Origin of the sequence: Sphingomonas sp. (genome assembly GCF_013812825.1) — a bacterium.
In the GTDB taxonomy this organism is placed as follows: Bacteria; Pseudomonadota; Alphaproteobacteria; order Sphingomonadales; family Sphingomonadaceae; genus Sphingomicrobium.
In genome coordinates, this window is sequence record NZ_JACCSU010000016.1 from 1 (window position 1) to 22653 (window position 22653).

A 22653-nucleotide genomic window follows, 5' to 3' on the forward strand; every position below is an offset into this window, starting at 1 on the left:
CGACACGAACAGGAACAGCCAGACGACGTCGACGAAGTGCCAGTACCAGGCCGCCGCCTCGAAGCCGAAATGCTGCCTGGGAGTGAAGTGGCCCTGGCGAGCGCGGGCCAGGCAGACGATCAGAAAGATCGTCCCGACGATGACGTGGAAGCCATGGAAGCCGGTCGCCATGAAGAAGGTCGCGCCGTAGATATTGCCTTTGAAGTCGAACGGCGCGTGGATGTACTCATAGGCCTGGATGCTGGTGAACAGCAGGCCGAGCAGGATCGTCAGCAGCAGCCCGAGCTTCAGCCCGTCGCGGTCGCCGTGGATCAGCGAGTGGTGCGCCCAGGTGACCGTCGTTCCGGAGCACAGCAGGATCATCGTGTTGAGCAGCGGCCAGCCCCATGGGTCGAGCACCTCGATGCCCTTGGGCGGCCACTGCCCGCCAACCGCCTCGACCGCGGACGGGAACAGCGAGGCGTCGAAGAACGCCCAGAACCAGGCGAGGAAGAACATCACTTCCGAGGCGATGAACAGGATCATCCCGTAGCGCAGATGAAGCTGGACGACCGGCGTGTGGTCGCCGCTGTGAGCCTCCCGAATGGTGTTCGCCCACCAGTTGGCCATCGTCACGAACACGACCAGCAGGCCGCCGATCGAGATGAACTTGCCGTAGGGATTGTCGTGCATCCACATCACCGCGCCGCCGAACAAGGCGAACGCGCCGATCGCGCCGATCAGCGGCCATGGATCAGGATCGACGAGGTGGTAGTCGTGGTGCTTGGTCGCCGCCATCTGGGTCGCTCATCCCTCTTGTGGTGCGAGCGGCTCTAGCCGCCCCGGCCCGGAGATTCCACCGGGTAAAATGTGTAGCTCAGGGTGATCTCGTCGATGTCCCTGGCCGCCGGATCGTTGCGGATTTTCGGGTCGACAAAGAAGATCACCGGCATCTCGACGCTCTGCCCGCCCTTCAGGGTCTGCTCGGTGAAGCAGAAGCATTCGATCTTGGTGAAATACTGGCCGGCCTTGAGCGGAGTGACGTTGAACACCGCGGTTCCGGTCGTCGGCCGGGCGGTGAGGTTGGTCGCCCGGTAGGACGTCTGGATCCGCGCTCCAGGAGCGATTCGGACCGTCGTCTGCACCGGTTCGAAGCGCCACGGCAGCTTGGGGTCGATATTGGCGTCGAAGCGCACCCCGACCTCGCCGGCAATCGCTCCCGGCGCCGCCTCTGCCCGCACCGGCGTGCCGGCAAAGCCGGTGACTTCGCAGAACAATCGGTAGAGCGGGACGGCGGCGAAGGCGACTCCGACCATGGCGATGGCGAACAGCGCCATGAGCAAGCCGGTGCGCGTGTTGCGGTGAGCGAGCGCGGTCATCGGTTGAGCCCGATCTTGGCGACGGTGACCAGGAACAAGAGCACGACGAAGCCGCCGAGCAGCCAGGCCATCAGCCGGGCGCGCTCGCGCTGACGCTTGACCACTTCCTCCTCGTGCCGGCTCATGCGCCGGTCCAGCGGTCGGCGACCAGCGCCGCGAACAATGCGAACAGATAAAGGACGGAAAAGCCGAACAGCCGTTTCTCGGGGCGCATCCCGGCCGGCTCGGTCGCTCGGTTGGCGAGCACGAGCCCGGCCATGACCACGAACGCCGCGCTCAGCCCGGCTGCGATCAGCCCGTACAGGGGCCCGGCCAGTCCGAGCGGCCACGGGGCGACCGCTGCCGCGGCCATCGGCAGGCTGTAGAGGAAGATCTGGCGCCGGGTCGCCTCGATGCCCGCGGTGACCGGCAGCATCGGCACCTTGGCGGCGGCGTAATCGGAGCGGACGAACAGCGACAGCGCCCAGAAATGCGGCGGAGTCCACAGGAAAATGGTCGCGAACAGGATAAGCGGCAGCGCCGCAATGTCACCGGTCGCCGCGACCCAGCCGATCAGCGGCGGGAACGCCCCCGCTGCTCCGCCGATGACGATGTTCTGAGCGGTCCGCCGCTTCAGCCACACGGTATAGACCAGCACGTAGAACAGGATCGAGGCGGCGAGCAGCAGGGCGGCGAGATGGTTGGCCGCGACGTCCATCAGCACCACCGAGAAGGCGCCCAGGCCGACTCCGAAGTGCAGCGCCGTCTGGCGATCCATGCGCCCGGCGGGCAGCGGCCGGCCGGCCGTGCGCCGCATCAGAGCGTCGAGGTCCGCCTCGTACCACTGGTTGAGCGCTCCGGCGGCACCGGCGCCGAGCGCGATGCACAGGATGGCGGTAAAGCCGATCGCCGCCGGCGGCACGACCGGCGCGGCAAGCATCCCGCACAGGCCCGTGAACACCACCAGGCTCATCACCCGCGGCTTGGTCAGCGCGAGGAAATCCCGCCAGTCAGCCGGGATGATCAGGTCGGTGGGGACGGAGACGCCGGTCACGCCCGCGCCTATAAGCGGTTGGCGCCGATTGGAAAAGCCGCCGATGGGCGCGATTTTCTACATTGCCAGCGCCTCTTTCGCTTCGCCGCGCGGTCCGGCCCGCGTCGCCCGCAACAGCTTGTCGACGTCCTTCATTCGAGCCGGCCGTCCCGAGGCGTAGCCCTGCACCAGGTCGCAACGGATGGTGCGCAGGAAGTCGAGCTGCGCGGGAGTCTCCGCGCCCTCGCAAATCGACCAGATGCCGAGCTGGCGGCACAAGCACACGACGTTGCGAAGGATGACCCTGGCCGCATGGTCGTTCTCCGCGTCGACCAGCAGGCTGCGATCGATCTTGAGAACCGAGATCGGCAGCTTTCGCAGCGTCGAGAGATCGGAATAACCGCAGCCGAAATCATCGAGCGCGAAGGCGACCCCGGCGGCGCGGAGCCGGGCCATGACCCGCTTGACGGGAGCGAGGTTCTCTATGATCGCTCCTTCGGTGATCTCCAGCAGGAGATGGCGTGGATCAACTCCGGTTTTTTCGAGCGCATCGAGGACCGCCTGCGAAAATTCCTCGTCGAGCATTTCGAGAGGGGAGACGTTGAACGACACCCGCTCGCTGCTTGGCTTCGATCCAGCCCCTGGTTTCGAGAAGCGCCTTTTCGAGCAGGGTGCGGCCGACTCCGCGGATCATGCCGCATTGTTCGGCGAGCGGAATGAAATAGGCCGGGCTGATCGCCGCCCCGCGCGTGTCGGTCCAGCGCGCCAGCGCTTCGACGGCCTCCACTTCGCGCGTCTGCAAATTGACGATTGGCTGATAGACGAGGTCGATGCATTTGGCGGCTAGCGCACCGCGTAACTCCGCTTCCATTCGCTGCCGATATTCATAAGCATGAAGCAAAGGGCGTTCGAACAGCACCACTTGGCCCTTGCCCTGTTGCTTGCTTTTGTAGAGCGCAAGATCAGCGAAGCGCTGAAGGTCGATCACATTCTCGCAATGGTCCGGACTGATGGCCAGGCCGAACGACCCGCTGGCATTGATCGTCACGCCTTGGATCGTGAGCGCCGTTCGGAACACTTCGGCAAAGCGATCCGCGGCGATGGCGACCGCCGCCGCGTTGTCCCCTTCGATGACGATCGCAAACTCGTCGCCGCCAATGCGGGCGACCAAGTCCCCGCGCCGAGCCATGGTCTTGAGGCGATCGGCGACGGCGATCAGGAGCGCGTCGCCATGGCTGTGGCCATAGGTGTCGTTGATCAGCTTGAACCGGTCGAGATCGACCAGCAGCAGGCCGATGGCCCGCCGGGTTTCGACCCCCCGAGCCAGGGACCGCTCGAGCTGCTCGGAATAGTGGAGGCGGTTGGCGATGGCGGTCAGATGGTCGGTCGCGCCGATCTTGACCGCCGCCTTGCGGGCATCGTCGACCTGCCGGGTTCGCGCCTCGACGCGCTGCTCGAGGTCCGCATTGAGCTGGATGAGCCGCTGGTTTGCGGCGAATAATTCGAGGCTCTTGCTCTCCAGCAGCCGCTCGGCTTCGTGGCGCGCCGCATGCTCGCGCTCGGCGCGGCGTTGCAGGCGCCGCGCGCGGTCTTCCGATCCCAGCTCGCCGCTGGGTGACGGAGTCCGCCAGGGATCACGCGAGGCGTGTGACTTCGAACCGGACATGCGCGTTCGTGCCGTCAGCAACCGGCCGATGGGTTATTTCGACCCGTTCGCCCAGGTGGGCCGCGGCGCCCTGAATTACGCCGGCCGCAAGGTCCGCGAGCGGCTTGCAGCTGAAGTAGCGAAGTACCAGCGTCTGGTCATCGCGGCTTTCGACCTTGAACGACGGCAATTCGGCGTCGGGGTAAAGCTTGAGCACCTCCGATTCATGGAACTCATTGACGCCCGCCAGGATGTCGAACAGATCCTTGTTTTCGAAATGCTCGGGCACATAGGCGACCCACTTGCGGAAGCAGAAGCGGCCGAAGCCCTCGAGCAGCTGCGGCATCGGCTGGGCGGTGCGGCGAACGAGCGCGGTGATCAATGCAACCATTTCCTCGAAGGGGTAGGTGCCGACGCTGGTATAGGCGCCCTTGTTGGGCAGGTCGGCGTCCTCGATGATGTCATCGAGCATCTCCGGTCCCCAGATTTCCTCGCAATGCGAATAGAATGTCGTGAACACCAGACCCTTCATGACGCCGACAATCCTTTCGCTCGGGACTGCGGGCCGTCCAAATGGCGATCTTCACCCGGCGCGACTTGCCCGACGCGCGACTAATGACCGGAGATCATTGACGAAGGGTGGCAATCGCATCCGATCCGGAGGTGTTCCGGGTGCGACGGGCGGGCGGAAAACCGCCCCGGCGCCCAGGTCTCGGGTCGATCGATCGCGAGCGGTCAGTCGATCTTCGGCAGCGTATTGAACTGGTGGAACGGCGGCGGGCTCGGCAGGGTCCACTCCAGCGTCGTCGCGCCCTCGCCCCACGGATTGTCGGGCGCCTTCTTGCCGGCCGCCATCGACCAGAACAGGTTGACGAAGAACACGGCCATCCCGGCGATGGTGACCATGTAGCCCACCGTCGAGATCTGGTTCCAATATTCGAACGCCGGGGTGTAGTCCGGGATTCGCCGCGGCATTCCGTCGAGGCCGAGGAAATGCTGCGGGAAGAACACCAAGTTCACGCCGATGAACATGATGAAGAAATGCGCCTTGCCGAGGAACTCGTTGTAGAGCTTCCCGGTCATCTTCGGGAACCAGTAATAGAAGCCGGCGAAGATGGCGAACACCGCGCCGAGGCTCAGCACGTAGTGGAAGTGCGCGACCACGTAGTAGGTGTCGTGCATGTAATTATCGACGCCGGCGTTGGCGAGGACGACGCCGGTCACTCCGCCGACGGTGAACAGGAAGATGAAGCCGATCGCCCACAGCATCGGCGTCTCGAAGGTGATCGAGCCGCCCCACATGGTCGCGATCCACGAGAAGATTTTGACGCCCGTTGGAACGGCGATGATCATGGTCGCGGCGGTGAAGTACATCTTGGTGTTCACGTCCATTCCGACGGTGAACATGTGGTGCGCCCAGACGACGAAGCCGACGACTCCGATCGCGACCATCGCGTAGGCCATTCCGAGATAGCCGAACACCGGCTTGCGGCTGAACGTCGCGACCACCTGGCTGACCATCCCGAAGCCCGGGAGGATCATGATGTAGACCTCGGGGTGGCCGAAGAACCAGAACAGATGCTGGTAGAGCACCGGGTTGCCGCCGCCCGACGCGTCGAAGAAGGTGGTTCCGAAATTGCGGTCGGTCAGGAGCATGGTGATCGCTCCGGCGAGCACCGGCAGCGCCAGCAACAGCAGGAAGGCCGTGACCAGGATCGACCACACGAACAAAGGCATCTTGTGCAGTGTCATGCCCGGCGCGCGCATGTTGAAGATGGTGGTGATGAAGTTGATCGCGCCGAGGATCGAGCTGGCGCCGGCGAGGTGGAGCGAGAAGATCGCCATGTCGACCGCGGGGCCCGCCGAGCCCGAGGTCGAAAGCGGCGCATAGACCGTCCAGCCGGTGCCGGCGCCAAGGCCGCTGCCGCCCGAGACGAAGCTCGAGCCCAACAGCAGTGCGAACGCCGGGATCAGCAGCCAGAAGCTGATGTTGTTCATCCGCGGGAACGCCATGTCGGGGGCGCCGATCATCAGCGGCACGAACCAGTTGCCGAAGCCGCCGATCATCGCCGGCATGACCATGAAGAAGACCATGATCAGCCCGTGAGCGGTGATCAGCACGTTCCAGTGGTGCGCCCATTCGTCGAAGTTGGCCGTGCCCGGCCCGAGCGGCCAGCCCTGGCTCAGGACCTGGATTCCCGGTTCCGCGAGCTCGGCCCGCATGATGCCCGAGATCGCCCCGCCGATGATGCCCGCGACGATCGCGAAGATCAGATAGAGCGTGCCGATGTCCTTGTGGTTGGTGGACATGAACCAGCGGGTGAAGAAGCCCGGCTTGTGGTCGGCGTCGTGGTGCGCGTCGTGCGCCTCATGGGCCTTGAGCGGCAGGGCGTCGGCGGGGATGGTGCTCATGATACTCGTTTCCGCTCTAATTCTGGGCCGTCGCGGCCTGGTTGGTCGCGGGCTGCTGGACCGCCGACGGGTCGGCCGCGGGCGGCCGCGCATTCGGCTGGGGCCGGGCAGCCGCCGGGACCGCGGCCTCGCTGACCGGCGACGCGCCGGTGCTGTCGGGCGTCGCGGCCGGGCGGGCGCCGGGCATCGAGCCGCCCTTCGATGCGACCCAGGCGGCGAAGCGCGCCTCGGGCACGGCCTCGACCGCGATCGGCATATAGGCGTGGCGGGCGCCGCACAGCTCGGTACATTGGCCGAAATAGACGCCCGGGCGATCGACCTTCGCCCAGATCTCGTTGAGCTGGCCGGGGTTGGCGTCGATCTTGTTCCAGAACGCCGGGACCCAGAAGGCGTGGATCACGTCGTTCGACGTGATGATGAACTTCACCACCTTCCCGGCCGGGATCACCAGCCGCTCGTCGGTCGCCAGCAGCGGCGGTCCGTCGGCGTCGGTGCGCGCGCGCTCATTGGGCTTCCGGGTCTGGTCGTTGGCTTCCTTGAGCATGTAGCTGTCGAACGTCACTCCGTGGTCTGGATATTCGTAGGTCCAGAACCATTGGCTGCCGATCACCTTGACCGTCAAATCGGCCTTGGGCGGCGAATATTGCGCGCTCAGCAAGCGAATCGAGGGAATCGCGATCGCGACCAGGATCAGCACCGGGACCAGGGTCCAGATGACCTCGATCGTCGTGTTATGCGAGGTCCGCGACGGCGTCGGGTGGGCGGCGCGGCGGTAACGGACCATCGCATAGCCGAGCAGGCCGAGGACGAACAGGCTGATCAAGGCGCACAGCGTCAGCAGCCAGACGTTGTGGAATGTCGCCGCGTCGCGGCCGATCCCGGTCACCTGCTCCTGGATGCCCTTGCCGCCGACCGGAACCCCGAGCCCGGGCGTCGGCGGAGTCACCGCCGAAGGCGGCGCGACGTGGGCCGAATGATCGACCACGGCGGCGCCTTCCCCGCGCGGATCCTGCCCCGCTGACTGCTGCGGCGCGGCCTGCTGCGCCGCGGCGGAGGCCGCCGGCGCGGTTTCCTGCGCCGCTGCAGGTGTGAGCCCGGCGGCGGCCAGGACAATCGCCCATCCAATCAGTTTCATTCGGACCCCGGTGACGTGGGTTGGAAGCGGGACCGTCGCCGCGAGGGCCCCGGATTTGGGCGGCCTTATAGGCGCGGCTTTTCGCGCTCTCAAGCGGGACTTCGGGCATTGGCGAGGCGGTGTTGAAGCCGCCCCGCCGGCGGCCTATTCACGCGCTCGCGAACGGCATTTGAAGGACGGCATGACCGACGACGAGGTTCTCAAGGAGTTCCGGGCCGCCGAAGCGCTGCTCGAGGGTCATTTCATCCTCTCCTCGGGCTTGCGGAGCCCGCGCTATTTGCAGTGCGCGCGGGTGCTGATGGACCCGGCGCGGGCCGAGCGGCTGGCAAGCGCGCTGGCCGCCAAGCTGCCGGCCGAGGTCCGCGACCAGGTCGATGTGGTGGTCTCGCCAGCGATGGGCGGGGTCATTATCGGCCATGAGATGGGCCGGGCGCTCGGCCGAAGAGCGATGTTCGTCGAGCGGCCCCAAGGCCGGTTCGAGCTTCGCCGCGGTTTTCGGCTCGAGCCGGGCGAGCGGGTGCTGCTGGTCGAGGACGTGGTCACCACCGGCCTCTCGTCGCGCGAGGCAATCGCCGCGATCGGGGAAGCGGGCGGCAAGGTTGTCGGCGGTGCCGCGCTGGTCGACCGCTCGGGCGGCACCGCCGACCTCGGCGTCCCGCTGACCGCGCTGATCCGGATCGACGTTCCGACCTATTCCGCCGATGAGCTTCCGCCCGAGCTCGCCTCGATCCCGGCGATCAAGCCTGGAAGCCGCGCTCCAGCGTGACGGGCCGTCTCCGCCCTGCTCCCGACAGCCAGCTGCGCCTGGGGGTCAACATCGACCATGTCGCGACCATCCGGAACGCGCGGGGCGGCGACCACCCGGATCCGGTGCGGGCGGCGGTGATGGCGGCCGCCGCCGGCGCCGACGGCATCACCGCGCACCTTCGCGAGGACCGGCGGCACATCACCGACGAGGACATCGACCGGCTGATGGCCGAGATCGACCTGCCGCTGAACCTCGAGATGGCGGCAACCGAGGAAATGCTTGCGATCGCGCTCGCGCACCGGCCGCACGCCGCCTGCATCGTCCCGGAAAAGCGCGAGGAGCGGACCACCGAGGGCGGCCTCGACGCCGCCGGCCAGCACAATCATCTCGCTTACTACGTCGACCGGCTAGGGTCCGCGAACATCCGCGTCAGCCTGTTCATCGAGCCGCGGGAGGAGCAGGTCGACGCAGCCCTCCGGCTCGGCGCGCCGGTGGTCGAGTTCCACACCGGCCGCTACGCGCATGCCGACGGCGAGGAGCGCGCCAAGGAGCTGCAGCGCATCGCCGATTGCGCGGCGCTGGCGGTGAAAGCCGGCATCGAGCCCCACGCCGGCCACGGCCTGACCTTCGACAACGTCGTCCCGGTCGCCGCCATCCCGCAGCTCGCCGAGCTCAACATCGGCCACTTCCTGGTCGGCGAGGCGATCTTCACCGGGCTGGAAGCAAGCGTCCGCCGGATGCGCGAGCTGATGGACAGCGCTCGATGATCGTCGGCATCGGCTCGGACCTGTGCAACATCCAGCGGATCGAGCGCTCGCTCGAGCGGTTCGGCGACAAGTTCCTCAACCGGGTGTTCACCGCGACCGAGCGCGCCAAAGCGCAATCGCGGCCGTTCACGCGCGCCGGGACGCTGGCCAAGCGGTTCGCCGCCAAGGAGGCGTTTTCCAAGGCGGTCGGCACCGGCTTCAAGCGCGGCGTGTTCATGAAGGACATCGGCGTGGTCAACGCGCCGTCGGGAGCTCCGACGCTCGAGCTGACCGGCGGCGCCCGCGAGCGGCTTGACGCCCTCGCGCCGCCGGGCCACGCCATCGACATTCACGTGACCCTGACCGACGAATATCCCTGGGCGCAGGCCTTCGTCATCCTGACCGCACGCAAGATGGAGTCCTGATTGAGCGACAACGCCGACGGTGCGATGGCCGACGAGCAATCCGTGCCCGCCGAACGCAAGGAGTCCAAGGGCTCGGCCGTGTGGCGCGAGGTCAAGGGCCTGCTGTGGGTGCTGGTCGCGGTGCTCGCCTTCCACAGCTTCGTCGCCAAGCCATTCTACATCCCGTCGGAATCGATGATGCCTGGCCTCCTGAAGGGCGACCGGCTGGTGGTCAGCAAGTACCCGTACGGCTGGTCGTGGGTCAGCCCGAGCTTCCACATCTTTCCGCACTGGGAGGGACGGCTGCTCGGCAAGTTGCCCAAACGCGGCGACATCGTCATCGTCACTCCGCCCGGCCAGAGCGACGATTACATCAAGCGGGTGATCGGCCTGCCCGGAGACACCGTCGAGGTGCGCCGCGGACGGCTGGTTCTCAACGGCCGGCCGGTGCGCTCCGAGGTTCGGCCTCCGGCGCTGATCCCGGTCGATCCCAACGTTCCGTGCGGGATCGAATTTTCCGGTTTCATCGTGCGCTCGGGCGGCCGCGAATATTGCCGGCTGCCGATCGTCCGCGAAACCCTGCCCGGCGGGCCGAGCTACGACACCGTCGATCTCGGGGCGAGCCCGGGAGACGATTTCGGGCCGGTCAAGGTGCCGGCCGACCATGTCTTCATGATGGGCGACAACCGCGACCGAAGCGCCGACAGCCGCTTTGGCCTCGGGCCGCCCGAGAACGGGCTTGGCGGCGCGGTGCCGTGGGAGAATATCGGCGGCCGCGCCGAGTTCATCACCTTTTCGCTCGACGGAACCACCGAGATCCTCAACCCGGTGAGCTGGTTCCGGGCGCTTCGCTCGGGCCGGGCCGGACGCTCGCTGCGGGGGGCGAGGGACTAAATGGCCCAGCAGCCGCCGGTCCAGCCACACGTCGAGCGGCCCGGTCCGACCGAGTTTCGCGACCCCATCGTCCGCCGCGAACTGCAGCGGGCCGCGGTCTGGTTCGGAGTCGCTCTGCTGATCGCGGGGGTCATCTTCCTCGCCCATCCGCTGCTGCTGATCATCGGCGGGATGATCCTCGCCGTGATCCTCGATGGCGGCACCCGGCTCCTTGGGCGGGTCCTTCCGATCGCCCGCGGCTGGCGGCTGCTGCTCGTGATCCTGTTCGGCTTCGGTTTCGTCGGCTGGGTCTTTTATTATGCCGGGACCACGTTCGCCTCGCAGTTCGAGACGCTTCGAGCCGTCGTCGAGGCGCAGGCCGCCAACCTCTACGGTTGGGCCCAGCGCATTGGCCTAGTCACCGATCCCAGCCCGGGAACCATCGGCCAGCAATTGATGGGATCGGTCGGTCGGCTGACCAGCGCGGTCGGAAGCGCCCTCGGGGCGCTGACCAGCCTCATCCTGATCCTCGTCATCGGCATTTTCATCGCCATCGAGCCGCACCTTTACGACCGCGGCATCGCCTGGATGCTTCCGCTGCGCTACCGCGAGCGCTTCTACCGGATCGGCGATTGTGTCGGCTTCACCCTTCGACGGCTGCTCGCCGGCCGCATCGTCGGCATGGTCTTCGAGGGTATCTTCACCTACCTGATGCTCGCCTGGGTCGGAAGGCTGTTCGGAATCCCGCCGCTGCCGATGGCGGCGCTGCTCGGGCTGATTACCGGCCTGCTCGCTTTCATCCCCAACATCGGCGCGATCGTCTCGGGCCTGCTGATGGTTGCGGTCGGCTTCAGCGCCGGCCCCGAACAGGGGGTCTGGGCGATCATCGTCTATTTCCTCGTCCAGAACATCGACGGCTACCTCGTGCTTCCGTACATCGCGCGCCGGACCGTCGACCTCGCGCCCGCGGTGGTGCTCGCGACCCAGCTGCTGTTCGGCGCCTTGTTCGGACTGTTGGGAGTGCTGCTGGCGGACTCGATCCTCGCCACCATCAAGGTGACCTTGCAGGAACTCAGCAAATACCGCGCCTCGGACGAGCCGACGCGCCCGAGGAAACCTAAGGCTGGGGCGCGGGCTGCTCGGGCTGCGCGGGGTCCCCCTGGGGGGCGCCCTGCATCAACGCCGCGTTAGGCACGACCTGGACGACGTGGACGTCGAACTCGAGCTCGGCGTTGGGCGGGATCGGGCTGCCGGGCTGGGGGTTGGCTCCATAACCGAGCTCGGACGGGATTTTGACCCGGTAGCGCCCGCCCTTCTGCATCTTGGTCAGCGCCTCGGCGAAGCCCGGGATCACCTGGCCGGCGATCATCGGCGTCGGGCCGCGGCCCTCGCTGGTGTCGAACACCGTTCCGTCCGCGAGCCGACCTTCATATTCGATCATCACACCATCGACCGCCTTGATCTGCGGTCCCTCGCCGGCCTTGACGGTGCGGAACTGGAGGCCGCTGGCGGTGGTCTCGCCGCGCAGCGAGCCGGCTCCGAACCACGCCAGGCCGACGCCCGCCGCGATGAGCAGCAGGAGGGCCAGCCACAGCCGGCCGGTGCCACGGCGGCTCGGAGGGTGGGCAAGCGTGCTGACGGACATCGGGATCGCCTCCTGTTCCGGCGGCTTCGGGAAAAAGCTTAGCGGGCGGTGCCTTCGCGCTCGGCGCGCTTGCGCTCCAGCTTGCGGGCGCGGCGGATCGCGGCGGCCCGCTCGCGGGCCCGCTTTTCCGACGGCTTTTCGTAATGGCGGCGCAGCTTCATCTCGCGGTAGACGCCTTCGCGCTGCAGCTTCTTCTTGAGCGCGCGCAGCGCCTGCTCGACATTATTGTCGCGAACGATGATCTGCATAAAAAGCCGTCACACTCCTCGAATTTCGTCCAATGCGCCGAACGACCGCTGGGTGACGCGCGGCCACGAAAGGTCGTTGCGATGCCTATTATTCGCCGCAGGCGGGCCTACGGCGGCGCGGGGCCATAACAGCGTCCGCGAAAGCGTTCAAGTCAGCCACTTTTTTGGGAACTTTTTCGTTTTGTGCGACGAGCCGTTGATCTGGTGCGGTAGGGAGGGTTTCAGACCCTCTTGGGTTATCGGCGATTAACCTTCTGACTGTTATAGCATTTCTTTGTTGAGCGGAGGGATGGATGTCGTTGAATCGGAGGGAAATGTTGCGTCTTGGCGCGGTCGGCGTCGGGGGTGTGATGCTGTCCTCCGCGGCGAGCTCCGTGGGGCTTCCGTCGGTTGTGTTCCAGGCGCCGCGCAGCCCGCTGCCGCCGGTTTCGCCGGTTCCGGCCGCTCCCAGGGCGCCATTCGGCGTCGAGCAGCGCATCTTCGAAAGGGCTCGGGCCGCGCTCGATGCCCATCGCATCTACCAGCGCGATTTCATCGGCATCGCCGACTTCTCGCTCCCGTCGAGCGAGCGTCGCTTCCATGTCGTCGACCTGCGCAACGGCCATGTCGAAAGTTTCCGGGTCGCGCACGGCCAGGGCTCGGACCCGAACCACAACGGCTTTCTCGACCGCTTCTCGAACGAATTCGGCTCCTACGCCACGTCGAACGGCGCCTACACGACCGGCGAATATTATCACGGCAAGTACGGGCTTTCGATGAAGACGCATGGCCGCGACTGGTCGAACAGCAATGCCGAGCCGCGGGCGATCGTCATCCACAACGCCTGGTATGCCGAGCCCGGGGTCGTCGCTCAGCACGGCAAGCTCGGCCGATCGCAGGGTTGCTTCGCCTTCTCGCGCAAGGACCAGTGGCCGGTCATGCAGAAGCTCGCCGGCGGCCGGATGATCTACGCGGACAAGCTGGCCTAAGCTGCCCACGCGCAGCCAAGCGCACCAATCGATAACAGCACGAAGAGCTAAAGCAGGTCGGCCCCGGGGTCGGCCTAGGCCGAAGCCGTGCGAAGTCACGGGATTTACTCCCGGGACGGCCCAAGCGCCCCGATCAATTCGGTTTAACGAGTAGCCACCGTTTCTCTCGGAGGCCGCTTGTCGAGCAATGCGGCGAGCACCTTGGGGTCGCGCTTGTAGACATCGCCGTAGTTGACGATTTTCCCGTCGGTGGAGGCGGCGGTGCTGAAATAAACGATGTACACCGGGATCGGCTTGGCAAAATCGGCCTGGACGGTCTTCTTGGAGGCGAGCACCGCGTCGATCTTCTCGGCGGTCCACGCGGGATTGCCCTCTTCGGCGAAGATGGTCTTGGCCAGGTCGACGACATTCTGGGTCCGGATGCAGCCGTGGCTCAGCGAACGGATCTGGCTGTTGAAGCGGCTGCGCGCGTTCGTGTCGTGCAAATAGATGTTGTGCGGATTGTACATGACGAATTTGAGCTCGCCGAGCGCATTGTTCGGCCCGGGGGGCTGGCGCCAGCCCTTGATCTTGCCGTCCTTGCCACGCAGCGGGACATAGCCGGGCTTGCCGCGCACCTCGGGTTCGATGCTCTTGGGAACGAACCAGGACGGATTGATGCTGACGCCCGTCGCCATCACCGACAACATCGGCGTCGGCGTCTTGATGGCGCCGGCGACGGCGCGCTGGCGCCATTTGGTGACTCCGTTCTCGACCAGCGCGACATAGAAGGCGGGCACGTTGACGATGATGTATTTCTCACCAAGGTCGCGCGGCAGCCAGCGCCAGCGGTCGAGGTTGAGCCGCAGCCGGTTGACCTGAGCGGTCTGGTCGCGCGGAGTCGTCGAAAGGGCGTTCTTGAGGTCGCGATATTGCGGGTGCGTGGGGAGCAGCCCGCGAAGCGAATCGGGAACTCGGTGCTGCTCGAGCGCGGCTCTCATGAGGAGAAATTGCCGCTCGCGATTGAGGTCCCTGTCCGGGATGTGCCAGCCGTCGCGCTCGGCGCGTGGGACATGGCCGAAAGCAAGGTCGCCCGACACTCGGTTGAAGCGATCGGTCGCGGTCTTGGCGAGGAGCAGCGGATCGCCCGAACGGAGCGCCATCGCCAGCCCGGCCGGGTCATAATCGGCTGGATCGAGGCCTTCCGACCCGATCTGCTCGATGAAAGTGAGCAGGTCCTGCGCGTCGCGCGGGTGCCAGATCAGCGTCGGATAGACGACCGGCGGCGGCGGAACAGTCGACGCGGGCGGCTGTGCTGCGGCCCCTTGGGTCTGGGCGGCAACGGGCTGGGCGGCAGCGGGCTGGGCGGCCGCCGGCTTGGCCTGGGGCTTGGCGGGCACAGGTGCCGCCGTCTGGGCCGTCGCCCAGGCGACCGGAAGCGCCGACAACGCCGAGAATGTAACCCAGAACTTCACCCGCATGCCCATCGCCAACCCGTTCTTTTTCAATGACATCAGCCGTTCGGCCAATGCACCTGATGCCCTAGCCGACACATACACGCGATGAACGGCGCCTGCCAGTGACGCGGCGGCCACAGCGGCCCGACAATAGTGCAACCCGCCGAAAACCAATCTTTAAGGCGCTGCGGCTAGCATCCCCTTGTCCTGGGGGAGGATTTCGAGTGGCGAGCAAGTTCAGCCTCAATGGCGCGATGGTCCCGCGAACCGTCAAGCGCATGATCGACGAGCGCTCCGAGGAGCGCTGCCCGGCGGGCAGCGAAACAGCCGTAATGGAGTTCCGCGGACGCAAGCATGTGGTCCGTCTGGCCGACACCTCGCCGTCGGGAGCTATGGTAATCTTTCCTCTTGTGCCGCATATCGGCGAGCAGGTTTTGCTTCAGCTGCTCGAACAGGGCCAGATTTCCGCCCGGGTGCGATGGGTGCGCGACGGACGCATTGGCATCAATTTCGACGGGCAGAGGGAGTAGCCTGGGTCGTGGAGATGAGTTTTTCGATGATCAAGGCGCGTATCGCGGATGCGGGGGATCCGGGCGATCGTCGGCGGTCCTCGCGCCATTCCGTCGAGCTCAATGCGCGGGTCCGCGAGCTCGGCGAGAGCGGGATCGAGGCCAGGATCATCAATATCTCCGAGACCGGCTTCATGGCCGAATCCGAAGGCCGCTTCGAAGTCGGCGCTCGGGTCTGGCTGATGCTTCCGGGCCGCGATCGCGCAAACGCGGTCGTCAAATGGATCGCCGGCGACAAGCTGGGCGCCGAGTTTGCCGAGCCGATTTCGCTCGAGGGCCTGCGCCCCGATTAATCTATCGGTCGGCTGTCGCCGCCGCCAAATCGCGACTGATGCGAAATGAACACGGCGACTGGTTAACGCGCCCGGCCCAGCCGAACTTTGATGCAACCTGCTCCCATTTCGCTCGTTCACGGCTCGAAAGGAAGGTCCTGTGATGCTGACCAACCCGAGCGAGATGCGCAAGACCTATGACCCCGCGGGACGAGGCTATCATGCCGTGTACCATGAGCATGAGATCAATCACTGCCCCGGCTGCGGCCGCACGCACTGGCTGATTGGCCGGGTTTCCGCGGAGTGCGCGTTTTGCGCGACTGCCCTGCCGCTGGCCGAGGCAAGCATGCGCTCGCACGTTGCGCCGGTCGTCATCCAGCACAAGAATCGCAGCCAGGCGCAGGCCTGGGCCGCCTAAGCGCAGCCAGCTAGGGAGTGCGCCGGACCGGGACGGGCGCGTTGCACAAGTCGACGCCGCCCGCCGGCCGGATGTAGAACGTGTCCTTGCGATTGGCGCGCAGCCGCAAATAATCGGCAAAGCTCGCGCTCCGAGTGTCCATATACTGGAACGACGGCCGTTCGCCGGCACTGATCTGGCTCGCCAGCCGTGCCCGGGCGATCGGCGCGTCCTGGCTCCGCTCCTTGTAGAAGCCGAGGTCGCCAGTCCCCCGGGGGAGGGAAGTCAGACGGTCGATGCCGTCGACCACCCGTCCAATCAGGGCGATGTTGCGGTCGAGGTGGCGGGGCCCGTGGCCGATCACCGCATAGAGCTCACCGCCGGTGCCGGTGTCCGGAGACAAGCCGCGCCCAACCCCGACGCTGCCGTAGCAATGGGCGAGGTTCGCCCATCCGGCCTTCGGGCTGTAGGCGACCGGCCAGCCGAGCGCATAGCCGGCCGCCGGCGCATAGGGGTCCGGATAGCCCAGCGGCCGGACATTGAGGCCCTTCAAGGGGCGGGTGTATTCGGCCGGCGGCTTGGCGACCACGCCTTGCGGCAGCGGCCGCTCGCTCTCGTTATTGCCCCATTGCGCGACATAATTGTCCTGGACCCGGTAAACCGCGGCGCCGTCCCACCACTGGCCGCGAGCGAGCGCCCGGATGTTGGCGACGTGGACCGGAGCGAATGCCGGAGCGAGCTGAACCACGACTTGTCCGCCGTTCCTGAGATCGATGACCAGCAAATCGTCGGGGCTGATCGTCCGCCAGGCGCTCGGCGGAGATGCGGCGACCACTTCGGAAGGCGTCGTCGGCCTCGCCCGCTGAGCGGCGGGCTGGGCGACTGCCGCGGCGGTGATCGCCGAAGCGCAGGCAAACAGGGTCACGGGACGATGCATGAGCGGGCCTTTCGAGCGAGTCCTCTGAATGAGCATCGCCGCGAAGCGCCCGCGGCTCAAGCCCTGTCTATGGCCTCGTTCCATGGGCATGTCGGGTGCTCGCGGTTGGAACAGGCGCGCTGGACAGCGGTTGCTGACCCCGAAGGCATGGAGAAGGTGATGAGCGCAAGGCTATTGGTCGCTTCCGCAGCCGCCCTGCTCGTGGCCTGCGACGATTCCCCGCCAACCGAGCCGATGCAGCCGATCGTCGTCCGCAGCGAAGCCCAGGATCAGCTGCACCAGCTCGACGATTTGAACCGAGCGATCGCCCTCAAGCGGGCGATCCAGGAGTCCGGCTTCACTTGCAAGCGAGTGGCCGAGTCGGGCTACGTCGAGGAATACAAGAATCTCTCGATGTGGACGGCGAGCTGCGACGAGGGGAAGGAATGGGCGATCTTTGCCGGTCCGGACGGAAGCGCCCAGGTGCGCCCGTGCCAGGATCTTGCCGAGCTTGGGCTACCGGCGTGCGTGATCAAGGAAACCGCGCCGAAGGCGGGCTAAGTTAGTCGCAGCGGCGGGTTTCCTTGTACTCGCCGGTGGCCGTCTTTTCCTTGATGGTGATGCACTTGCCCTGGCGGACTTCCTCGCGCCAGCTGCCGTCCGGGTTGGTCACGCGCTCGCCCTTGGGCACGCGCTTGCCGTCCTTGATCTCGTAGCTCCAGTTCTTGGGAAGCGACTGGGCGGCAGCGGCCACGGCATAGCCGAGGGTCGCCGCGACGGCGATGGTGCCGAGCCTGACCGAAACGCTTTTCATGGCACTACTCCTCATGGTCGCTTGTACCATAGAATTCGTGAACCGAAGCTGACGATGGATCGAGCGTGGAGTGCGGCGGACCGAGTTCGGCGCGACTGGCGCGAGCCGTCGCCAGGCTGAGGAAGCCTAGCCTTGCCTCGCCTTGAAGCGGCGGTTGGTCTTGTTGATGACGTAGGTCCGGCCACGGCGGCGGATCACCCGGCAGTCGCGGTGGCGCGCCTTTAAGGACTTCAGGCTATTGCGAATCTTCATGGCCGGGCGCCTGCTCGTTTCTCGTCGTTCTAGATGTCGGAAGGTCGTGAAAAACCGACGCCGCCCCTACGGTGGGGCCGCTCTCAAGTCAAGGTTGAGGCTGGAGCACCCAGGTCCGGTCCGGCGCGCCCATCGCGTTCGTGAACGACGCCCTCACCGCGCTCGCAAACCCGAAGTAGACGGCGCGGGCTGCCTCGGCGATTGAGCGGGGACGGTCGCTGCCGCCGCGGGCGAAGAAGGCCACGGCGATCCGGCGGCCGTCGGGCAGGGTGATGAAGCCGACGTCGGTGGTCAGGCCGTTCAGGGTGCCGGTCTTGTTCTCGACCGGCGTCCCGAACGGAAGCAGGCCGCGGATTCGGTTCTTTCCGGTCTTGCAGCGCTTCATCAGGTCCAGCAGGTAGGAGCGGCTCGACGGCTGCAGCAATCGACCGCTGTCGATTCGCCGGAGCAGCTCGACCATCGCCTGCGGAGTTGAGGAATCGCGGACGTCATGAAGGTCGCGCCGGGCAGCCAGCAGCTGGGCGATGCTGCGGTCGATGCGAAGGCCGTCCAAATTGTTCTGGGTCAGCCAGGCTTGCACGGTCCGGGGCCCTCCGAGGTCTCTCAGCAGGAGGTCGGTCGCGGGATTGCTGCTGCGGATGATCATCGCTTCCATCAGCTGCCGCGCCGAGCTACCGCCGATCCGGTCGTCGAGCGAGCGACGCCCATGCTCGACCTGGGCGAGATAGTTGGCAGCGATCGCGATTTTGACCGTGCTCGCCATCGGGAAGGGCACGTCGCCGTTGACGCTAACCAATTCGCCGCTCTTCAGGTCGACTGCGGCAAGGCCGACGTCGGCCGGGGTCGATGCGGCCAGGAAGGCGAGCTGCTGCTCGAGCGATTGCAGGCTCGGCGATGACGCAGCCCAGGCCGGCTGCGCGAGAAACGCCAGAAACCAGCAGAGAACAGCAACCAAACGCATGCCGACCCGCTCCTGCAAATCGGGGGGATTCATAGCCGAACGACCTGAATAGTTCCAAAACGTTGAAATTGTCTCACTTCGGGCCGTGGGTTCACCCCGACTTCGCCTCCCTTGGTCCGACAAAGGCGCGGCCCCGGCGGTGCGGCTGCCTCAGGCGAGCGGTGGCGCAGCGACTTGAATCGCCAATTCCTCGGCACTGATATCAACATACTGAAAAAGTTGCCGCAGGCGCCGCCTTGCCCACCGGCAGGCGGCGCGCTAGCCGACAGCCGATGAGCAGCGGCCGATGCGAAAACTACGCCGAGTTCTGGCTCCATTATCTGCGCGAGCATTCGGACCGGCGCACCAGGGCCCTTCACTATGCTGGAACCAGCATCGTCATCGCCGCCGCGGCGATGTTCGCCCTCACGGGTCACTGGGCGTGGCTGATCGCGATGCCGGTCGGCGGCTACGGGTTCGCCTGGGCGAGCCATGCGCTCATCGAATGCAACCGCCCGGCAACCTTCACCCACCCGTGGTGGTCGCTAGTCTCCGACTTTCGGATGTTCTTCCTCGCCATGACCGGCCGCCTTCGGCCGCATCTTGATCAAGCGGGAAGCGAACGCCGGTCCTAGCGTTCCGCGCGCGGCTCGCCGGGGGCGAAGCGGTCGCCGAAATAATCGCCGCGGTACCAGCGCGGGCGGGCGTCGGCGTCGGCGAGCGCCCGCGCGATCTCGTAATTGAGCTTCGCGTAGCGCGCTCCCGACTTCCAGTTGATTGGCTGGCCAAGGTCGTCCTTGGGCGTGTGATAGACGCTGGCGAAGAAATGGTCCCACCGCGCCTTGCCGCCGTTGGCATAGCCGGTGAACAACAGGATCGCCGGCACTCCGCGGCGAACGAACTGGTAATGGTCGGAGCGGACGAAGATCGACTGCTCGGGCATCGGGTCGGGCGAGACCGCGATCCCCATCCCCCGCGCCGCCTGCGCGACCGTTCGGGCGACGGTGGAATGGTCGGCGCCAAACGCGACCACGTCGGTGAAATCGTAGGTCAGCAACGGCATGTCGAGATCGACCGCGGCGACGATCTGCTTGATGGGCACCGTGGGATGCGAGGCGAAATAGTCGGCGCCCAGCAGGCCCTGCTCCTCACCGGTGTTGGCGATGAACAGGATCGAGCGCCGCGGCCGCTTGCCCGACTGGACGAACTCGCGCGCCGCCTCGAGCATGGTGGCGATGCCGGCCGCATTGTCGAGCGCCCCGTTGTAGATCGCGTCCTCGCCGGGCTTGGCGTCTTCCTTCACGCCGAGATGGTCGAGGTGGCCCATCAGCACGACATATTCGCCCGCCAGCTCGGGATCGCTGCCCGGAAGCAGCCCGATTACCTCCGGGCTGGAGAAATCATGCCAGGAGCTTTGGGCATTGATCGTCAGTCGCGCGGGGATAGCAAAGCCGCGCACCGGCCGCCGCGATTTCGCCTGGGCGCGCAGCGATGCGAGCGGCGTGCGGGCACCCTCGAACAGCTGCTCGGCCGTCTTCGCCGTCATCGCCAGCCGAGCGCCGAGCAGCGACGTCGCGCCCGTCTTGCCGGCCGTATCGATCCAGTCGAGCCGCGGCCGGCCGAGGGAGCCGAAGCGCCGCGGGGCCCCGGTCGGCTCGACCGGAATCTCGATCAGCCCGAGCGCGCCCCGCCGGGCGGCGGCCTCGGGCTTGGACGCATCGAGATGGGCTCGAACCTCGGTCGGAAGGCCAGTCGGCGAACCCGAGAAAGCGACGACGATCTTCCCTCGCACGTCGAGGCCGGCATAGTCATCGAGGCCAAGCGCCTGCTCATTGAGCCCGTGGCCGACGAAAACGAGCGCGGCATCGATCGATCGGTTTTTCTCGAGCAGGCTCGGCTGCAGCGAGACATCGATTCCGTGCGCCAGGGCGGTCGTTCGGCCCCTGACCCGCAATCGGACCTGCGGCGGGCTGACGTGGGTGGCGCGCCGGAACGGGACCTGCAGGTACCAACCGCCGCCGGTGCCTCCGGGCCTCAGGCCGAGGCTGGCGAACTGGGCCGCGACATATTGCGCGGCGACCGCATAGCCGCGCGACCCGGTGGCGCGGCCCTCGAGCTCGTCGCTGGCGAGGAACTGGACATGGCCGCGGACCCGGTCCGCCGCCGCCTCGTCCGCGGGAACCGCCGCCGCCGACAGGAGCAGCGCCAGCGGGGCGGCGGCGAAGCGGACCAGGCGCGAGTTCATCCTTCGGACCGTCCGAGCAATCGCCGTTCCCATTCGAGCGCGTGCGCGACGATGGTCTCGATGTCGGCAAAGCCCGGGTTCCAGTCGAGAGTCTCGACCAGCGCCCGGTTCGACGCGACCAGTTCGGGCGGGTCGCCGGGCCGGCGCGGCATCTCGCGCCGCGGCACCGGCGTGCCGACCACGCGGTCGAGATTATCGAGCACCTCGAGGACCGACAGGCCCGTGCCGTAACCGCAATTGAGGACCAGGTTCTCTCGCGGCCGCTCGATCAGCCGCTCGAGCGCGACGACGTGCGCCGCGGCAAGGTCGGTGACATGGACGTAGTCGCGAACGCAGGTGCCGTCGCGTGTCGCATAATCGGTGCCGAACACGGCGACATGGTCGCGCTTGCCGACCGCCGCCTCGACCGCGACCTTGATCAAATGCGTCGATCCCTTGCCGACCTGCCCGGCGCGCATGTCGGGATCGGCGCCGGCGACGTTGAAGTAGCGCAGCGCCGCATAATTGAGCGGATGGGCGGCGGCCGCATCGGCGAGCATCCGCTCGGTCATCAGCTTGGACGCGCCGTAGGGATTGATCGGCTGCTTGGGATCGTCCTCCTCGATCGGCACCCGCTCGGGCTCGCCGTAGACCGCCGCGGTCGAGGAAAAGACGATGTGCCGCACCTCCGCGGCGACGGCGGCCGAGGTCAGCGCGTGGCTGGCGAGCGTGTTGTTGGCGTAATATTCGAGCGGCTTGTCGACCGATTCCGGGACCACGATCGACCCCGCGAAGTGGAGGATGGCGCCGATCCGCTGGTCGCGGAAGATCCGGTCAACCAAGGCTCGGTCGGCGATCGATCCTTCGAAGAACGGCACTCCGTCCGGAACCACGTCGCGAGTGCCGTTGGACAGGTCATCGATCACCGCGACCGGCCAGCCGGCGTCGCGCAGCGCCAGCACGGCGTGGCTGCCGATATAGCCGGCGCCGCCGGTCACGAGCACTGGAGACTTGGTCATCGAATCGCGGCTGGCTAGCGGATCAAGTGACGCTGCGCTAGCGAGCTTGAAGAGTGCGGAATCAGTTTAGCCTCGACTTTACCGCGGCGGCGAGATCACTCGGATGACGCGCGACCACAGCCTCTGCAGGATCTCATCGACGCATACTCAAGCCCGAGGAAGCCGAGACGCACGCGGATGCGAACCTGATCATGCGAGCCGTCGGCGCCGCCGAAGACATCGAGGTCGACATCGTCGGCGGCGACGCTCGAGCCGGCGACCAGTTCCTGCTGGCAAGCGATGGCCTGACCCGCGTCGTCCGCGACGACGAGCTGGCCGCCGAATTGGAGCGGGCACCGCCGGCTCAGGCGGCCGACAATCTGATCGATCTGGTGTCGCGCGCGGCGCCCCCGACAACGTCTCGCTGATCATCACCCGGCTTGTCTGACGGGCGCGCCTTTTTCGATCGAATGATGATTTTTCCACCGAAGGCCGCGGCGCTTCGCCGACATCGCCAAGCTGCCGCCGTTCCCTCGATCAGCCGAATAGCGTCAAGCCCGCATCCGGCCAGGTTCTCGCGGGGCTTCCCACGCGAGTCCCGCCGCACTATCAGGCCGCGCTCCCACTTTGTTTCCCAAGAA

Annotated in this window: 30 protein-coding genes; 12 read left to right on the forward strand and 18 right to left on the reverse strand. The window is 66.5% G+C overall.

Features of this window, described 5'->3' with window-relative positions; all coding sequences use genetic code 11:
* The 9 genes from H0T81_RS01740 to coxB all read right to left on the reverse strand — a co-directional run.
* Nucleotides 1-777, reverse strand: a 777-nt coding sequence (locus H0T81_RS01740) for a cytochrome c oxidase subunit 3 (RefSeq protein ID WP_294009143.1), incomplete at its 3' end; no start/stop codon positions are given.
* Between the two features lie 35 nt (nucleotides 778-812).
* Entirely contained in the window at nucleotides 813-1358 is a 546-nt protein-coding gene (locus H0T81_RS01745; protein ID WP_294009145.1) for a cytochrome c oxidase assembly protein, read from the reverse strand.
* On the reverse strand, nucleotides 1355-1483 hold the full coding sequence (locus H0T81_RS01750; RefSeq protein ID WP_294009147.1) for a hypothetical protein: 129 nt from the start codon (nucleotides 1481-1483) through the stop codon (nucleotides 1355-1357). Before H0T81_RS01750 ends, H0T81_RS01745 begins: the two co-directional genes overlap by 4 nt.
* Nucleotides 1480-2391 carry a heme o synthase gene (locus H0T81_RS01755; RefSeq protein WP_294009149.1) on the reverse strand — a complete coding sequence of 304 codons (912 nt, stop codon included), beginning with the start codon at nucleotides 2389-2391 and terminating at the stop codon, nucleotides 1480-1482. The genes H0T81_RS01750 and H0T81_RS01755 overlap by 4 nt, the downstream gene beginning before the upstream one ends.
* Nucleotides 2392-2448: 57 nt before the next feature.
* Nucleotides 2449-2955, reverse strand: coding sequence for an EAL domain-containing protein (locus tag H0T81_RS01760; RefSeq protein WP_294009151.1), 507 nt, complete (start codon nucleotides 2953-2955; stop codon nucleotides 2449-2451).
* On the reverse strand, nucleotides 2897-4036 hold the full coding sequence (locus tag H0T81_RS01765; RefSeq protein ID WP_294009153.1) for a GGDEF and EAL domain-containing protein: 1140 nt from the start codon (nucleotides 4034-4036) through the stop codon (nucleotides 2897-2899). The genes H0T81_RS01760 and H0T81_RS01765 overlap by 59 nt, the downstream gene beginning before the upstream one ends.
* Nucleotides 4005-4547, reverse strand: coding sequence for a heme NO-binding domain-containing protein (locus H0T81_RS01770; protein WP_294009155.1), 543 nt, complete (start codon nucleotides 4545-4547; stop codon nucleotides 4005-4007). Before H0T81_RS01770 ends, H0T81_RS01765 begins: the two co-directional genes overlap by 32 nt.
* A gap of 203 nt (nucleotides 4548-4750) precedes the next feature.
* Nucleotides 4751-6427 carry a cytochrome c oxidase subunit I gene (gene ctaD, locus H0T81_RS01775; RefSeq protein ID WP_294009157.1) on the reverse strand — a complete coding sequence of 559 codons (1677 nt, stop codon included), beginning with the start codon at nucleotides 6425-6427 and terminating at the stop codon, nucleotides 4751-4753.
* A 16-nt stretch (nucleotides 6428-6443) separates the two neighbouring features.
* Nucleotides 6444-7562 carry a cytochrome c oxidase subunit II gene (gene coxB, locus H0T81_RS01780; protein WP_294009159.1) on the reverse strand — a complete coding sequence of 373 codons (1119 nt, stop codon included), beginning with the start codon at nucleotides 7560-7562 and terminating at the stop codon, nucleotides 6444-6446.
* A gap of 181 nt (nucleotides 7563-7743) precedes the next feature.
* Here coxB and pyrE point away from each other — a divergent pair, with 181 nt between their 5' ends.
* Genes pyrE through H0T81_RS01805 form a run of 5 tightly spaced genes read left to right on the forward strand, consistent with a single transcriptional unit; the run spans nucleotide 7744 to nucleotide 11524 of the window.
* On the forward strand, nucleotides 7744-8328 hold the full coding sequence (pyrE, locus tag H0T81_RS01785; RefSeq protein WP_294009161.1) for an orotate phosphoribosyltransferase: 585 nt from the start codon (nucleotides 7744-7746) through the stop codon (nucleotides 8326-8328).
* Entirely contained in the window at nucleotides 8325-9077 is a 753-nt protein-coding gene (locus H0T81_RS01790) for a pyridoxine 5'-phosphate synthase (protein ID WP_294009163.1), read from the forward strand. Before pyrE ends, H0T81_RS01790 begins: the two co-directional genes overlap by 4 nt.
* The gene (gene acpS, locus H0T81_RS01795) at nucleotides 9074-9481 is read left to right on the forward strand and encodes a holo-ACP synthase (protein WP_294009165.1); all 408 of its coding nucleotides are present in this window, start codon (nucleotides 9074-9076) and stop codon (nucleotides 9479-9481) included. The genes H0T81_RS01790 and acpS overlap by 4 nt, the downstream gene beginning before the upstream one ends.
* Nucleotides 9482-9505: 24 nt before the next feature.
* A complete protein-coding gene (gene lepB, locus H0T81_RS01800) occupies nucleotides 9506-10354 on the forward strand; it encodes a signal peptidase I (RefSeq protein ID WP_294009224.1) in 849 nt (282 codons plus the stop codon).
* Nucleotides 10355-11524, forward strand: coding sequence for an AI-2E family transporter (locus H0T81_RS01805; protein ID WP_294009167.1), 1170 nt, complete (start codon nucleotides 10355-10357; stop codon nucleotides 11522-11524).
* On the opposite strand, the gene H0T81_RS01810 is transcribed toward H0T81_RS01805, so the two are convergent.
* Nucleotides 11451-11978: an FKBP-type peptidyl-prolyl cis-trans isomerase gene (locus H0T81_RS01810; RefSeq protein WP_294009169.1), complete on the reverse strand. Its 528-nt coding sequence runs from the start codon at nucleotides 11976-11978 to the stop codon at nucleotides 11451-11453. The genes H0T81_RS01805 and H0T81_RS01810 overlap by 74 nt on opposite strands.
* A 38-nt stretch (nucleotides 11979-12016) precedes the next feature.
* Entirely contained in the window at nucleotides 12017-12226 is a 210-nt protein-coding gene (gene rpsU, locus H0T81_RS01815; protein WP_116860355.1) for a 30S ribosomal protein S21, read from the reverse strand.
* Between the two features lie 314 nt (nucleotides 12227-12540).
* On the opposite strand from rpsU, the gene H0T81_RS01820 reads away from it, so the two are divergent.
* Nucleotides 12541-13194, forward strand: a complete 654-nt coding sequence (locus H0T81_RS01820) for a murein L,D-transpeptidase catalytic domain family protein (protein WP_294009172.1) — start codon at nucleotides 12541-12543, stop codon at nucleotides 13192-13194.
* Between the two features lie 143 nt (nucleotides 13195-13337).
* Here the strand turns inward: H0T81_RS01820 and H0T81_RS01825 are convergent, their stop codons facing one another.
* Nucleotides 13338-14681: a L,D-transpeptidase family protein gene (locus H0T81_RS01825; RefSeq protein WP_294009174.1), complete on the reverse strand. Its 1344-nt coding sequence runs from the start codon at nucleotides 14679-14681 to the stop codon at nucleotides 13338-13340.
* 173 nt (nucleotides 14682-14854) lie between these two features.
* Between H0T81_RS01825 and H0T81_RS01830 the strand changes: the two genes are divergently transcribed.
* The 3 genes from H0T81_RS01830 to H0T81_RS01840 all read left to right on the forward strand — a co-directional run bounded on the left by H0T81_RS01830 (nucleotide 14855) and on the right by H0T81_RS01840 (nucleotide 15889).
* Nucleotides 14855-15160: a PilZ domain-containing protein gene (locus tag H0T81_RS01830; protein ID WP_294009176.1), complete on the forward strand. Its 306-nt coding sequence runs from the start codon at nucleotides 14855-14857 to the stop codon at nucleotides 15158-15160.
* A 26-nt stretch (nucleotides 15161-15186) separates the two neighbouring features.
* The gene (locus tag H0T81_RS01835; RefSeq protein WP_294009178.1) at nucleotides 15187-15492 is read left to right on the forward strand and encodes a PilZ domain-containing protein; all 306 of its coding nucleotides are present in this window, start codon (nucleotides 15187-15189) and stop codon (nucleotides 15490-15492) included.
* Nucleotides 15493-15634: 142 nt separating this feature from the next.
* Nucleotides 15635-15889 carry a hypothetical protein gene (locus H0T81_RS01840; RefSeq protein WP_294009180.1) on the forward strand — a complete coding sequence of 85 codons (255 nt, stop codon included), beginning with the start codon at nucleotides 15635-15637 and terminating at the stop codon, nucleotides 15887-15889.
* A gap of 10 nt (nucleotides 15890-15899) precedes the next feature.
* On the opposite strand, the gene H0T81_RS01845 is transcribed toward H0T81_RS01840, so the two are convergent.
* Nucleotides 15900-16805 carry a peptidylprolyl isomerase gene (locus tag H0T81_RS01845; protein WP_294009182.1) on the reverse strand — a complete coding sequence of 302 codons (906 nt, stop codon included), beginning with the start codon at nucleotides 16803-16805 and terminating at the stop codon, nucleotides 15900-15902.
* Nucleotides 16806-16964: 159 nt separating this feature from the next.
* On the opposite strand from H0T81_RS01845, the gene H0T81_RS01850 reads away from it, so the two are divergent.
* Entirely contained in the window at nucleotides 16965-17345 is a 381-nt protein-coding gene (locus H0T81_RS01850) for a hypothetical protein (protein WP_294009184.1), read from the forward strand.
* Nucleotide 17346: 1 nt separating this feature from the next.
* Here H0T81_RS01850 and H0T81_RS01855 read toward each other — a convergent pair whose 3' ends face one another.
* The 3 genes from H0T81_RS01855 to H0T81_RS01865 all read right to left on the reverse strand — a co-directional run bounded on the left by H0T81_RS01855 (nucleotide 17347) and on the right by H0T81_RS01865 (nucleotide 18811).
* A complete protein-coding gene (locus H0T81_RS01855) occupies nucleotides 17347-17598 on the reverse strand; it encodes a hypothetical protein (RefSeq protein WP_294009186.1) in 252 nt (83 codons plus the stop codon).
* 126 nt (nucleotides 17599-17724) lie between these two features.
* Nucleotides 17725-17850 (reverse strand): type B 50S ribosomal protein L36, encoded by a 126-nt coding sequence (ykgO, locus tag H0T81_RS01860; protein ID WP_118857849.1) that lies wholly within the window; start codon nucleotides 17848-17850, stop codon nucleotides 17725-17727.
* Between the two features lie 88 nt (nucleotides 17851-17938).
* On the reverse strand, nucleotides 17939-18811 hold the full coding sequence (locus H0T81_RS01865; protein WP_294009191.1) for a serine hydrolase: 873 nt from the start codon (nucleotides 18809-18811) through the stop codon (nucleotides 17939-17941).
* A gap of 272 nt (nucleotides 18812-19083) precedes the next feature.
* On the opposite strand from H0T81_RS01865, the gene H0T81_RS01870 reads away from it, so the two are divergent.
* A complete protein-coding gene (locus H0T81_RS01870) occupies nucleotides 19084-19425 on the forward strand; it encodes a DUF962 domain-containing protein (RefSeq protein WP_294009192.1) in 342 nt (113 codons plus the stop codon).
* Here H0T81_RS01870 and H0T81_RS01875 read toward each other — a convergent pair.
* Both H0T81_RS01875 and galE read right to left on the reverse strand, forming a co-directional pair.
* On the reverse strand, nucleotides 19422-21035 hold the full coding sequence (locus H0T81_RS01875) for a M20/M25/M40 family metallo-hydrolase (RefSeq protein ID WP_294009194.1): 1614 nt from the start codon (nucleotides 21033-21035) through the stop codon (nucleotides 19422-19424). The genes H0T81_RS01870 and H0T81_RS01875 overlap by 4 nt on opposite strands.
* Nucleotides 21032-22033: a UDP-glucose 4-epimerase GalE gene (gene galE, locus H0T81_RS01880; RefSeq protein WP_294009196.1), complete on the reverse strand. Its 1002-nt coding sequence runs from the start codon at nucleotides 22031-22033 to the stop codon at nucleotides 21032-21034. Before galE ends, H0T81_RS01875 begins: the two co-directional genes overlap by 4 nt.
* Before the next feature lie 191 nt (nucleotides 22034-22224).
* On the opposite strand from galE, the gene H0T81_RS01885 reads away from it, so the two are divergent.
* Entirely contained in the window at nucleotides 22225-22440 is a 216-nt protein-coding gene (locus tag H0T81_RS01885) for a hypothetical protein (RefSeq protein WP_294009198.1), read from the forward strand.
* Nucleotides 22441-22653: the final 213 nt, after the last annotated feature.